Source organism: Vibrio limimangrovi (assembly GCF_054064025.1).
The window spans coordinates 57,303-70,503 of record NZ_JBSUGF010000001.1; the positions used below are offsets into that span (position 1 = coordinate 57,303).

11 protein-coding genes are annotated in these 13,201 nt (G+C 44.7%); 10 read left to right on the top strand and 1 reads right to left on the bottom strand.

Features of this window, described 5'->3' with window-relative positions; translation table 11 throughout:
- Window positions 1-73: 73 nt before the first annotated feature.
- From ACWYU8_RS00240 to ACWYU8_RS00250, 3 genes are all read left to right on the top strand, one after another.
- On the top strand, window positions 74-949 hold the full coding sequence (locus ACWYU8_RS00240; RefSeq protein ID WP_457516113.1) for a LysR family transcriptional regulator: 876 nt from the start codon (window positions 74-76) through the stop codon (window positions 947-949).
- A gap of 456 nt (window positions 950-1,405) precedes the next feature.
- Entirely contained in the window at window positions 1,406-1,549 is a 144-nt protein-coding gene (locus ACWYU8_RS00245) for a hypothetical protein (RefSeq protein ID WP_457516115.1), read from the top strand.
- A gap of 37 nt (window positions 1,550-1,586) precedes the next feature.
- Window positions 1,587-2,801, top strand: a complete 1,215-nt coding sequence (locus ACWYU8_RS00250; protein ID WP_457516117.1) for a hypothetical protein — start codon at window positions 1,587-1,589, stop codon at window positions 2,799-2,801.
- A gap of 461 nt (window positions 2,802-3,262) precedes the next feature.
- Here the strand turns inward: ACWYU8_RS00250 and nhaC are convergent, their stop codons facing one another.
- Window positions 3,263-4,768 (bottom strand): Na+/H+ antiporter NhaC, encoded by a 1,506-nt coding sequence (gene nhaC, locus ACWYU8_RS00255; protein WP_457516119.1) that lies wholly within the window; start codon window positions 4,766-4,768, stop codon window positions 3,263-3,265.
- A 627-nt stretch (window positions 4,769-5,395) separates the two neighbouring features.
- Between nhaC and ACWYU8_RS00260 the strand changes: the two genes are divergently transcribed.
- The 7 genes from ACWYU8_RS00260 (at window position 5,396) to ACWYU8_RS00290 (ending at window position 13,198) form a co-directional block, all read left to right on the top strand.
- A complete protein-coding gene (locus ACWYU8_RS00260; protein WP_457516121.1) occupies window positions 5,396-6,127 on the top strand; it encodes a response regulator in 732 nt (243 codons plus the stop codon).
- Window positions 6,128-6,138: 11 nt separating this feature from the next.
- Window positions 6,139-6,930: a substrate-binding periplasmic protein gene (locus ACWYU8_RS00265; RefSeq protein WP_457516123.1), complete on the top strand. Its 792-nt coding sequence runs from the start codon at window positions 6,139-6,141 to the stop codon at window positions 6,928-6,930.
- Window positions 6,923-9,268: an ATP-binding protein gene (locus tag ACWYU8_RS00270; protein ID WP_457516125.1), complete on the top strand. Its 2,346-nt coding sequence runs from the start codon at window positions 6,923-6,925 to the stop codon at window positions 9,266-9,268. The genes ACWYU8_RS00265 and ACWYU8_RS00270 overlap by 8 nt, the downstream gene beginning before the upstream one ends.
- Window positions 9,269-9,546: 278 nt before the next feature.
- The gene (locus ACWYU8_RS00275) at window positions 9,547-10,158 is read left to right on the top strand and encodes a thermostable hemolysin (protein WP_457516127.1); all 612 of its coding nucleotides are present in this window, start codon (window positions 9,547-9,549) and stop codon (window positions 10,156-10,158) included.
- Window positions 10,159-10,165: 7 nt separating this feature from the next.
- Window positions 10,166-11,701, top strand: a complete 1,536-nt coding sequence (locus tag ACWYU8_RS00280; RefSeq protein ID WP_457516129.1) for an AMP-binding protein — start codon at window positions 10,166-10,168, stop codon at window positions 11,699-11,701.
- 10 nt (window positions 11,702-11,711) lie between these two features.
- A complete protein-coding gene (locus ACWYU8_RS00285; RefSeq protein ID WP_457516131.1) occupies window positions 11,712-12,395 on the top strand; it encodes a TenA family transcriptional regulator in 684 nt (227 codons plus the stop codon).
- A gap of 8 nt (window positions 12,396-12,403) precedes the next feature.
- The gene (locus ACWYU8_RS00290; protein WP_457516132.1) at window positions 12,404-13,198 is read left to right on the top strand and encodes an SDR family oxidoreductase; all 795 of its coding nucleotides are present in this window, start codon (window positions 12,404-12,406) and stop codon (window positions 13,196-13,198) included.
- Window positions 13,199-13,201: the final 3 nt, after the last annotated feature.

The window sequence follows — 13,201 nt, forward strand, 5'->3', positions numbered from 1 at the left end:
TTAGGAATTTCCGGAATGTGAGAAAATTCAATCTTGAATATTTTTCAATTTAACTCGAAATTAGGAGCCATCAATGCGCTTTGACCTCGACTTCAATCTATTAAAAACGTTGCTAGTGCTTGCGGAAAAGCAAAACCTAAAAAAAGCGGGGCTTACCTTAGGTTTAACAGAAAGTGCGGTTAGTAAGCAGTTGACCCGCCTTCGAGAGCAACTTAATGACGAACTGTTTATTAGGATGTCTGGTAAGCTTGAACCGACCAGTTATGCTCGTTCTATTATTCCCAAAATAAAAGTGGCTCTTAGTGATTTAGAAGAAGCCGTCACTACCACACACTTTGATCCTTCAACATATGAGGACGCCATTAACATTGCGTTGCCAGATTTAGTTATGGAGAAGTTTGGCATCACCTTGTACGAAATGCTGTTACAGAAATTTCCTATAGCATCAGTGACTCTCCATTCTTGGGGAGATGAGACTGAAAATAAGATTGTGCGAGGGCAAATCAATTTTGGTGTACACCTACTTCATCCAGAGCGATCATCAGGCATCTATCAGCAAAAAATATGCGATGACAGATTCGTTATCGCGTCTGCCATTAAACATGGTAAGTATGATTGGGATGAAGTAAAAAAGTGGCCTTTTATTAAACAAAGAGCCATTGGATGGAACGAGCAAAAATTTCAATATATAGAACATTTACAGTCACAAGGAATCGATCTCAACTATTCACATCAGGCCGACACGGCTTCCTTTGCTCTAAAACTAATGGCAAATCGAAAAGTTGCGAATGTCTTACCTAGCAAGGTATTAGGTAACGAATTTGTTCAAGTTTCAGGCACAGAGTTTATCGATTACAACATAATCTGGGCTGCTAATGTGCGTGTTACAGATCGTAAGTCTCCCCTATACCAACACCTGTACTCATTAATGTCGCAGATATTGATTTAAAACCTAATAGCAAAATGCATTTTTTAATATAAGAAAAAGTAGGGAAAAATGTAGCCACGAAACATCAAAGACACTATTGCTTAAAATTGGAATGGGGCAAAAATACGTCAGCCCGGCTGTGCAAGAACTCTGAATTTTTGTGATTCCCCAATGGGGTCAGCGCCCAATATCATTTTTGTATAGTTGCAATTGTTCGTTTAACCAATATGCAATGAGGTGATTTTTGTCACGATTTTGAGTAAATAGACTAATCATTTATCTTTATGTTTTTTAAGAAAAATAATTCTAACTAACTACTATTAAAGCATTAAAGTACTAATTAATGACAACGAAGTCCTACCTGCTAATTTGAAGCGGTAACATGTGATTTCTATTCTAATTTTGGGCGAAATAGCGATTGGTTTCTCATTCTTAATGGGACCAGTGTTTGTGCCTGTTTGCCAGAGAAGAAGAGCAATGTTGCATCAACTTCTTATCATTTTAGGTTGTTATTTAGAATGGATTAATCATCAACATTTAACCATCACTAAACCAAATATTGCGCTTGAGGCCGAGCGTGGATTAATTCCGAAGATGCGTAATGCTGCCTCACTTAATTAACCAACAGGCAGGATTGCCAATTTTGGGGAACATAAAAATGTTAATGGATTTAATTTTTAAGCGTGGTGTAAATATAGTAATGGGGGGTGTGGCTATTTTGCTTGCTACATCAGCGTTTGCAAAGGATACAGTTTACTTTGATGGAGTTACCAGCTTAACGATCAATGGTGTGGAAGAAACTATTAGCAATTGGTTGGATGATAGTGGTGCACCACAACACCGAAATGTGACGTTTAAAAATACATTTGTTGGTACTTCAAATATTAAATTAACACTAAAATGGTCAATAGACGAAGGTAATGGTAGTCCAACCCAATACTCTAAGACTGCGGCATTTAGTGCTGAAACATCTAACGGTGTAATTGTTAGCCCTATTAATGTTTCACCTGACGCATGTGAGTTGATAGACAAAAATTCCACATGCTTTTTAGATATTTCATTCGATGTTCCAAATACGGAAAGTGCAATACAAATTAAAGTTAACGCTGATACAGACAAAACCGGAAGTGGTGGGCTGTTAAATCAAAGTACGTTCGTCAATTTTACTGTCATCGAGCAAGACATAAGTGCTATTGGTACCACTTTAACAGTACCGGACACTCAGTGTTTTCCGTATCAAACAGGTGAGGCTAATTTAAAAGCTCATTTAGCAGAAACTGAAAGTAGCAATCCTATTCTGGCAGCAACTTTAAACTATTCTATTGACGGTATTTATGTCGGTTCAGAATCGACTGGAGATAATGGCTATGCTTATCTGTCTCACAATATCAATAGTCTAGAAGCTGGAGATCATAACTTATTTGTTGCCTATGCGGGCGATGGTAATTTTAACCCTAGTGATGATAGCGGGATTATAGGCATTTACTACAATTTTGTAGGCTTCCAACCACCGATCAATCCCGCTGGGAATAGTATTTTTGGCAATGGTCGTGTCATCCCAGTAAAAGTCAAAATTGTTGATGCTAATTTGAATCCAGTTACAGAAGCTGAGCCTACTGTTTGGATTTATAAATGGTCAGAAGGTACTGGTCTTGGTGAAGATTTTGAGCCAGCTACCTCTGTTTCATCTGCTGATACTAAAAATATAATGAGATACGACTCTGATGAGCAGCAATATATTTACAATGCTGATTTGAGTGCTTTAACCAATGGCACCTATGCCATTGTGATAGATCCGGATGACAGCCGCGTATGTAATAGTGGGCCCTATCAAGCCATTATTACTGTTGCTAAAAAAGGGAAAAAAGGCTGATGGATACATGAATGGGCTCTCTAACCCCATTTATCAGGTTCAATTACTATAAAGCAGGTATCGAAGGGGGTTGACTAACATTGTCAGCCCTTTTTAATTCACTCCTCTTCAGTAAAAGATCGAACGCGAAGTGAAGATAATAAGGTCAGCCCACGCATTAGAATAATTGGGTAAAATATGATAGCCATGGATAGCTATGGGCATCGACTCGGGGCAGATCTGAGCTAGCCAAAATAAGATTATGCTATGTTCAGAGAAAATCTGTTTAAGTACTGTAACCAGCCGGGGCTAACCTTTGTGTCACCACCAAGGTTTTTGAGGTATCTTTAAACAAGTTGCAAATAAAGACATACAAAGAGGAGCAGCCTAGTAGCTGCACACTCATTTGTCGTCTTTAAAGCGAGGCTAAAAAAAGCCACAGCGACTGCTGCGGCTGAAAGCTATTTGATTTTACTCTCTAATCAGTATTGAACGGCAGGTTTACCCACCGGACGATCGTCATTCACTGGCTCAAGAATAAGTTCATTATTTTCCACCCACTGACGTTTCTCTTCTTCTGTAGCTTTCGGACAGAATTTACCGAACGCCGCATAAATAATACCAATTAGTGGAGATGCCCAGCACGCGACGGCGCAAACAATATAAAGCAGGTTTTCCGTCTGACCGGTTGCAATGCCCAGCCCCAGAGCGTGAATTACGAAAGCGCCGCCAGCATTCCATGGGATAAGCGGAGAAATCAGTGTACCGCCTTCTTCTACAGAGCGTGACAGACACAAAGTTGAGTAACCCATCCCACGGTAAGCCTGACTGAACATACGGCCTGGCAGTGCAATCGACAGATACGGGTCACCTGCGACTAGGTTGGTGCCCGCTGCGGTCATGGTAGAGGCCAGTTGCAGGCCAAAAATACTTCTCACCCTGCTCATGATAGACAATACAATAGTTTCCAGGCAGCGAGTTTGTTCCAGCACACCACCCAGAGCCAGTGCAATCAGAACCAGAGTCAAAATCCACGACATTGACTGAATACCACCACGGTTAAGCAGTGCATCAGCGGTCGCATTACCAGTATCGACACTAAATCCACTTTGCAGGTAAATCAGTGCATCATGAATAGTCACATCCTGCACCACAACAGCAATACCCATACTGAACAGCACACTGGCCATCAGACTTGGGATCGCCGGCATCTTCATCAGAGCCAGACCAAGCACCACAATCGCGGGGGTTAGAACCAACCAGTTAAATTCAAAGTGGTCGAGAAGTGCTGTGCTCAGTGCGTCAATTTTTGCGATATCTACTTGCTGCGCATCAATGATGTTGAAACCGACAAATAGGTACACCACCAGCGCTATACACATCGCAGGGAAAGTGGTTGGTAGCATATTACGAATATGGGCAAAAAGGTTGGTGCCGGTCACCGCTGGAGCTAGGTTGGTGGTATCAGACAGCGGTGACATCTTATCACCGAAGAATGCTCCAGAGACGACAGCACCCGCAGTCCAGTACATCGGAATTCCGAATCCTTCACCGACGCCCATCAAGGCCAGACCAACGGTTGCAGTCGTGGTCCAGGAGGTACCCAGTGAAACAGAAATGACCGCACACAGGATCATTGCTGCCGCCAGGAAGGTTTGCGGAGTCAGTACCTGGAAGCCGTAATAGATCATCATTGGTACCGTACCACTGGCAATCCAGATACCGATAATCATGCCGATGATCAACATAATCAAAATGGCAGAGGTTGCTACTTTAATCACGTGGAACAATCCCTGCTCCATATGATTCCAGCGATAGCCTCTGAACCAGGCAATCACACAGGTACACACAATACCGATTGCCAGTGGCGTATGAGGGGTGAAATCACCGAAATAAAATAGCTGAATACCCAGCAGACCGATGGTAATCGCGATAGGCAATATCGCCAGAAACAGTCCCGGACGTTCAATTTGCTCTTGTTTAGACATGTTGCCTCCTTGCGCAGAGCAGAAAATTATGCGGATACCAATTCCGTTGAATTGGTATCTTAATTTGTAGCCTTATTCGATCTTTAAGTCGCAAACGGCGAGTAACAGCTTGTAATTAAGTTGTAAATACAGCTCATTACCACCAAATCAAACAAAAACACTAATCACAAACATAAAAGCAGATCTTTAATCTAATCGTTAATCATTGGTTAAATGACAAGTTCCGTCTATAGCACAAAACTAATGCAAAAAGCTTCACTCCCTTGCAGCTAGCCGTCGCCCGTAATTACTGGGTTTCAAAACAGTAGGACCAAACCACAGCTTTCTGCAGCACTCATTTAGTGCAAATGTTGCACTTTTGTAGAATGTTCGTTTCATAACACTCACCACAATGCAATCGACCTAACTAGTATTTAAAGCTCTGTTTATTAATATCAATGTGCAGTAATACTTTGTAAAATTACACTAATCATATGTGAAAAGATGTAAACATACGGGATTAAAATGTAGACTGCTTCATCTCTAATAACTATCAGCCTTGCCTACTTACTCATTTAATATTTACAGTTGGCATATTAGGGAACGGCCCTTGCTAGACATAGTGCCGCAATAGAAAGGATTCTAATTATGACCCCTGTGTTAAACGTACAAGCTCAGATAATGGTAATTGATGACTCCGACGTCACCAGAGAAACGCTAGTCAGCTATTTCGAAGAAGAAGGCTTTATTGTTTACTCAGCAGAAACTGCCGAACAAGGCGAAGAGCTTCTGGCAGAGCACGATATTGATATGGTGTTACTGGATATCCGACTGCCTGGTAAAGACGGTCTTACCTTAACTAGGGAACTGCGTGCTGGCTCTGAAATTGGCATTATTCTGGTCACCGGCCGCCAGGATCAGATTGACCGCATAATTGGCTTGGAATGTGGAGCCGATGAGTACGTCACCAAGCCCTTTAATCCACGCGAAATTCTCGCTCGCTCAAAAAACCTGATCCGTAGGGTAAAATTACTCAAAACGTTGGAACGTAACCAGGATAAAGAGCCTGGAGGACTGATTGAAATTGGGCCGTGGAAAATGGATATTCATCGTCGCTGGCTGAAACAATCCGATACAGACGAACCAGTGCAACTGACCGAAGCAGAATTTCAGTTACTCAATGCCTTGGTTACCAACCCGGGACGCTCGCTGTCAAGGGATGAGTTGATGGAAAGGTTACGTAACCGCTCATGGAATGCCACTGATCGCACCATTGATGTACTGATTGGTCGCATCCGGCGTAAACTGCAGGACGATCGCTGTAATCCCAGATGGCTCATCACAGTGCATGGGGTCGGATATCTCTATTCTCCTGAATAGAGCGCTCCGCCATGCAATATTTTGTCGCTCTTCTCTGCCTGCTTCTGGCTCCGTATACTCTAGCCGCCAACCTAGACCATAGCCGTACCTATAAAGCTTGTGGACTGCCGATCTATCCGCCCATCTCCTGGGTCGAGAACCATCAGGTCAAAGGCGTTGGTGCTCATTTACTGCAACGCTTGTTCAGCCAATTCGACCTGACATTATCGTTTGAGCAAGATTTTAATTGGCAACGCTGTTTAAAAGAGATGGAACTCGGTAATGTCGATGTCGCAACTGCCATGTATAAAGTGGCAGACCGTCAGAGTTACAACTATTACCTCTCAACGCCGATAGTCAAAGAGCCCATCGTTCTGTTTTACAACATTCACCGCCCACAGAACTTCGAAAGCAAAACTGATCTGGAAGGAAAAGTCCTGGGGGTGATTCTTGGCGACTCATACGGTGATGAAATGGATCAATGGATAGAATCTCATATGCAGGTTGAATATGTTTCTACTGGGGAACAGAACTTCGCTAAATTGATACGCGAGCGCATCGATATGATGCCGCTGGGACGCTACGGCGGCCAATTACAGAACGAGCGGCTTGGTTATCAGGATGTCATTGTGCCGCTTAAACGTCCACTGACCACCGACTACTGGTACATTGCCATTTCAAAAAAATCATCTCTCGCAAGCCTTCGCGCTGAGCTTGACCAAGCGCTACAACAAATTACCACACAGACCGATATCGGTGAACTGATGGCTGAGTATGCCAAACAATACCGGGAATCTGCCGGACTAGGAGACTCTCATGAGTAACATTTCTTACGTTTCCTGGTTTGGTAAAGCACGCGGTTACCACACCGAACATCCGCTGGTCTATCAGGTACTGAAACGTTTTCTGCTGTGTGGTGTAATACTGATTGTAATCACGACTGTACTGCAGGTCATATCCGATTACAGCCGAGAGCAACGCAATCTGCAAAATCGCCTCACTTTGATAGCTTCGTCTCAACTGGATGGTATTGCCAAAAGTCTGTGGAACCTCGACAAAGAGCAGGTCAATCTGCAGTTGCAGGGTATTATGAACTTTCCCGATCTCCAGGCGGTAACACTCAACAGCACCGATTGGCCAGAAGTACAGCAGTTTGGCGAACTGACCGATAAGTCGCCCGTATCCGACACATTTCCGATTGTGTATCTCACGTTACAGGGGGAATCACGTCAACTAGGCAATTTAACTATCTATCATGATATCGACGCGATTCACACGCGTCTGATAGAGTCTGCGCTTTGGATCTTTATTGTTCAATCGCTGATGATCCTTGTCACTGGGGTAGTACTGTTTACCATCGTCCACTTTAATATCACCCGTCATCTGGAGCGCATGGCGCAGTTTACCCGGCAGGTTAGTAAAGCCCATCTGCAACACCCCCTGACCTTACAAAAGCAACCTGACGAGCGCTACAGTAATGAGCTGGATCAGGTCGCAGATGCCATCAACGATATGCGTCAGGCTATTTTGCGCGATATCGAGAGGCGGGAGTCAGAGCAACAGGAGCTGAGATACAGCCGGGATCAATTACAGGAGCAGGTCGAGCGCCGGACCCAGAATCTACTGGAAGCGAAAGAGAGCGCTGAAGCAGCCAGTCAGGCGAAAACCAAGTTTCTCGCCACTATGAGTCATGAGATCCGTACTCCGTTGAACGGAATACTGGGGATGGTGCAACTGCTGGCTCGCACCGAACTCTCAGCAGAGCAAAAAGAGCGCCTCAATACCATTTATCAGTCCGGTGATGCGTTGCTGGAAATCCTGAACGGCCTGCTGGATTACGCCCGACTGGAAGAAGGCGCTTATGTACCCGAACAGCAAGTGTTCTCTCTGCACGAGCTGGTCAAAACCAGCTGCCATCTTTTTTCTGCTGGCGCGCTGGAAAAAGGGCTGAGTTTACAATACGACGTTGATGAACAGTTAATGGATATCTGCCAGGGTCCCTCAGGTGCGCTGCGTCAGATGCTGGGCAATATGATCGCCAATGCCGTCAAATTTACCCAGCAGGGTTTTGTCCATATTACGCTGACCCGACTCCGAACCGGACCAGATAAACAATGGGTCCGTTTTTCAGTCAGTGATTCTGGTATCGGTATTGCGGCCGGCGATCTCAAGCGCATCTTTGAACGTTTCAGTCAGGCCGATGACAGTATTACCCGTCGCTTTGGCGGCACAGGGCTTGGTCTGGCGATTACTCAGAAGCTGGTACACAGCCTTGGCGGCGAGATAGGTGTCACCAGTGAGCCAAATAAGGGCAGCACTTTTTGGTTTGAGATCCCGTTGTTCACACAGGTTGAAACCAACCCAGCTACAGACATTATTGGCAGTACTACCGTCCCTGATTTACCCACATTGGACATCCTCCTTGTTGAAGATACACCTATTAATCAAGAAGTTACTATCGCTCTACTGACTCAGGACGGGCACAAAGTTAAGCTCGCGAAAAATGGCCATCGGGCTCTGCAGGCCGCTGCGGCTCATCGGTTTGATGTCATCCTGATGGATGTTCATTTGCCGGATGTCAGCGGATTAGATGTAGCGCGAAGCATTTCACAACTCGACCTGAACCGTGACACACCAATTATCGCTCTGACTGCCAATGTTCAGCCGAGCCTGATTCAGGAGTATCACGCGGCTGGTATGACCGCCATTGAGCCCAAACCACTTAAACTTGGACGCCTATATGCGCTGATGGGACAGGCCATCCGCTTACCGCAAATGATACAGAGTGCAGCAAATCCAACAAAACATGAACTAATTGATCCTGTCGTATTTCAGTCCCACTGCGCTATTTTGGGAGCGGCCAGGGTCAATAACCTAATCAAGACCTTCCAAAACAGCTGTGAAAAAATCCTGCCGCGCATTGAGCAGGCAATGCAGCGTGGCGATCATTATGATGTCGGAGAGCAAGCGCACCGTCTGGCGGGAGACGCAGAATCACTTGGAGCCAGCAAATTAGCCCGTCAGTTAAGGAGCTTGGAAGACCTTGCACAACAAGGGACAACTGAAGCACTGTCGTCTGAGCGCTGTGCCGAGCTGAATCACTGCATTAAATCAAGCCTAGCTGAGTTGGTACGAGTAGCGGTAGCAAGCAAAAGTGAGTAGCCTGCTTACTGTCTTACTGGTGGAAAAGTAGGAATCGTAAGACTCTCAGTTGCCTCTATACGCAATATACAATACACCCCGAGAGTTACTGTATATAACCTATCACAATTGGCTCTTATTTTTTGTCTTCCCTTCCCCAATCTGACCAAAGCTCCACCAGCCTATACGGTGAGAAAAAAGTTCTTGTGTTAAATAATCATCTAAATTTCATTCCTTAAGAGTTTCTTAAGTTTCGCATTTTATTTTGTTGATGACTAAACAATAAAATGGAAGCGCCAATGAAAAAACATGCACAGACTTCTATACAAGGTTTTACTTTAGACATCGTAAATCCTACTCACCCACTTTGGCATAAAGTGATTGAGCATGTTTCTCTGCGTTATCAAGAAGCATTCTTTGCAGAACTTAAATTGTTCATGCCTGCGTACTTAACGCTTATCGAAAACGACAACATTATTTCTGTGTGCGGGTTTCGTATCGCCGAGCAAGAACCTTTGTTCCTTGAACAATACCTGGAAGACGAGGCTCAGAACCTTGTCTCAACCACTTTTCAATGTAATGTAAAACGTTCCAATCTGGTCGAGTTTGGCCACCTTGCCTCGTTTGCTAAGGGTATGTCTGCCCTGCATTTTTACCTTATTGCCCAAATGCTTGTCGATCTCGGTTTTGAGTGGTGCATTTTCACCGCTACTGACCCTCTTCACGCCATGATGACTCGCCTTGGTTTAGAACCACACGTCTTAGCGCACGCGGATCCTAATAAAGTCCCTGACGCGCAATCGACTTGGGGATCCTACTACGAACACCAACCACGAGTGCTGGCTGGAAATTTAGTTAAAGGGTTGGAACGCCTCCGATTAGTTCAAGAAAGAAAACAAAAACAAGCATAGGTGTAGTATGAATATTCTCCTTAACGAGATACGTAAATGGGCAAAAACCAAGCCAGAACAAACGGCGTTGGTCGGTATTGATGAACAAGGAAGAACCATTCAAATCACTTATGCCGAACTGTTACTTAAAATCCAAGATACCACTGAAGCGTTGAAAGCGCAGAACATCAACGCATTAGCATTGCGTGCCGAAAACAGTGTGAACTGGGCGATCATCGATCTGGCTGCCATGGCTGCAAATATTGTCGTCGTACCTATTCCAACGTTCTTTTCAGATGCTCAAGTGGAGCACACGTTAAGTCAGTCTCGCGTCGATGCATTGATTGGCGATTGGGGGAACGAATACGCTTCAGCGCAAAATGCATCTAAATCGGAACAGCTTGCAAGCACTAAAATCGCAGGCTTAACTGTCTTGCGTAGAACAAGTCAAGGTCCTGCTGCTTATCTCGAAGGAACAGGAAAAATAACCTTTACTTCGGGTTCCACAGGACAACCAAAAGGCGTCTGTTTAAGCAATGATCACTTATGTCAGGTTGCCAAATCGCTCGCGCAAAGTGTCGATGGTCTGGCGCAATCGCATTTGGTTTTGCTTCCACTTTCGACCCTGTTAGAAAACATAACCGGCATTTATGTCCCATTAATATTGGGCGTGACCTCGTATATCTTGCCCGGTAAACAAACCGGTCTGATTGGGTCGAGTCAGTTTGATATGAGTCTGTTTGCTAAAGCGTTGGCTGAGATAAAACCCGATAGCTTGGTATTAACCCCTGCTCTATTACTCGCTCTTATCCATATCGTCAAACAGCAACCTTCGCTAGCGAACTCTTTGAAATTCGTCGCCGTTGGAGGAGCGAGGGTTTCATCACAACTGATTAATGCTGCGCATGCACTCGATATTCCTGCGTTTGAAGGATATGGCTTATCTGAGTGCGGTTCGGTGGTTTGCTTAAATACCCCTTCTGCCTTCAAAGCTGGTACTTGCGGAAAACCACTGCCTCATACACAAATTCGTATCGCAGAAGACGGGGAGCTCTATGTTAAAGGCAACATCGCTCTGGGATATTTGAACGATCCTTTTAGCCAAGAATGGCTAGCAACCGGGGATTTGGCACACCTTGATGAACAAGGCTTTGTGACTTTATCAGGTCGCAAAAAGAATCTTATCGTTACTTCATATGGGCGAAATATTTCACCTGAATGGATTGAATCAGAAGCTTTGGCATTTCTACCTAATTCCCCACTTATTGTGACTGGTGACGGGCAACAATCGTTATGTGCCGTCGTTGCAGCCAGTGACAACTTAGTGGCAAAGATTTCTGCGCTAAATAATACGCTTCCTGATTACGCCCGAATCCAAACTTTACTGGTGATTGATAACCCAAGAGCCGTCGCTGGCTGGTACACAGAAAACGGCAAACTGAAACGCGACGAAATAGAACACAGTGTTGCTCAACTGATCAATAACACCAATTCCGAATTCATGCTGGAAGGCCAAAAGGTAGAAAGAATTGACCTGCCTTTCCAGCAATCAAAAGCTTCTTAAGGAGAAGGTTATGACCCTTTTTTTCGAACAACTAAAACAACAAACTTCGGCTGCTCAACAAGCTATGCTAACCGCTCCGATTCTTGCTGACGTACAACAAGGTCATATTTCAAAACAGATGTATATTGCTTTTCTTACTCAGGCATACCATCACGTAAAACATACGGTACCGCTATTGATGGCCTGCGGAGGCCGATTATCCGCTGAATATGAATGGGTACGCGAAGCCATTGCAGAATACATTGAGGAAGAAAAAGGCCATCAGGAATGGATTCTCAATGACATTAAAGCCTGTGGCGGTAACGCGGATGCCGTTCGCAATAACCAAGATGAAGGCCGAGTTGGACAAGCAATAGAGCTGATGGTGTCGTACCTGTACCACAACATAGACCGAAATAATCCGTTGGCTTTATTTGGCATGGTATGGGTACTGGAAGGTACCAGCGTTGGTATTGGTGGACAAATGGCTGACAAAATTCAGTCTACGTTAAATCTTCCGGCTTCAGCGATGACCTACCTCGTCTCTCATAGCGTGTTGGATCAAGATCACCTGCAGTTTTTCGAGTCTCTGATGAACAAAATCACCAAAGAGGAAGATAAACAAGTCATCATCGACTCCGCCAAAATGGTGTTTTCTCTGTACGGAGAAATGCTGCGCACCTTGCCAGCTTATTCGAATCAGCAAGCAGCGTGAGGTAAGTCATGAACATCAAAGACAGTACGATTTTACTCACTGGCGCGACTGGCGGTATTGGTCAGTCGATCGCGACCGAATTGGCGAATCGCGGTGCTCAATTGCTCCTGGTCGGACGAAATGAGGATAAGCTCGTCGCGCTCAAAGCCTCGCTGGCAAATCCTGAGTCCCACGACGTTGTGGTCGCAGACATCCTGACAGCAGAAGGTTTAAGTGCGATAAAAGAACGAGCGAGGCAAAAACACAAAGTGGACGCTTTGATTAACAATGCTGGATGTAATGACTTCTCGCTATTAAGCCAAAAGCACCCGACACAAGTCGAAGCTGATATTCAACTCAACCTGGTTGCGCCTATGCTTCTGTGCCAATCCGCGCTCTCTTGGCTAAAACAACCAGGCGTTATCCTCAACATTGGCTCGACTTTTGGTTCTATTGGTTATCCCGGATATACCTCTTACTGTGCGGCGAAGGCGGGACTGCACCGCTTTACGGAAGCACTGGATCGTGAGCTGTTTGCTACAGGAATTCGAGCCTTATATCTCGCTCCTAGAGCCACAGAAACTTCATTAAACAGCGACATTGTTAATGAGATGAATCAGAAACTTGGCAACAAAACCGATTCACCCAACGTTGTCGCAGAACATGTTGTCACCATGCTGGAAAAAGAGATTTCAGCAAAATGGATCGGCTGGCCAGAAAAGCTGTTTGCACGCATCAATCAATTGCTGCCAAACGTTGTTTCATCAGCAATTAAAAAGCAGCAACAAACCATCCATCAATATGTAAACCGCGTAAGCCATTAAAAG

What these genes read in the sequence shown, in the direction of transcription:
- ACWYU8_RS00240 (WP_457516113.1), top strand. Translation starts at nt 74, where the DNA reads ATGCGCTTTGACCTCGACTTCAATCTATTAAAAACGTTGCTAGTGCTT.
- ACWYU8_RS00245 (WP_457516115.1), top strand. Translation starts at nt 1,406, where the DNA reads ATGTTGCATCAACTTCTTATCATTTTAGGTTGTTATTTAGAATGGATT.
- ACWYU8_RS00250 (WP_457516117.1), top strand. Translation starts at nt 1,587, where the DNA reads ATGTTAATGGATTTAATTTTTAAGCGTGGTGTAAATATAGTAATGGGG.
- nhaC (WP_457516119.1), bottom strand. Translation starts at nt 4,768, where the DNA reads ATGTCTAAACAAGAGCAAATTGAACGTCCGGGACTGTTTCTGGCGATA.
- ACWYU8_RS00260 (WP_457516121.1), top strand. Translation starts at nt 5,396, where the DNA reads ATGACCCCTGTGTTAAACGTACAAGCTCAGATAATGGTAATTGATGAC.
- ACWYU8_RS00265 (WP_457516123.1), top strand. Translation starts at nt 6,139, where the DNA reads ATGCAATATTTTGTCGCTCTTCTCTGCCTGCTTCTGGCTCCGTATACT.
- ACWYU8_RS00270 (WP_457516125.1), top strand. Translation starts at nt 6,923, where the DNA reads ATGAGTAACATTTCTTACGTTTCCTGGTTTGGTAAAGCACGCGGTTAC.
- ACWYU8_RS00275 (WP_457516127.1), top strand. Translation starts at nt 9,547, where the DNA reads ATGAAAAAACATGCACAGACTTCTATACAAGGTTTTACTTTAGACATC.
- ACWYU8_RS00280 (WP_457516129.1), top strand. Translation starts at nt 10,166, where the DNA reads ATGAATATTCTCCTTAACGAGATACGTAAATGGGCAAAAACCAAGCCA.
- ACWYU8_RS00285 (WP_457516131.1), top strand. Translation starts at nt 11,712, where the DNA reads ATGACCCTTTTTTTCGAACAACTAAAACAACAAACTTCGGCTGCTCAA.
- ACWYU8_RS00290 (WP_457516132.1), top strand. Translation starts at nt 12,404, where the DNA reads ATGAACATCAAAGACAGTACGATTTTACTCACTGGCGCGACTGGCGGT.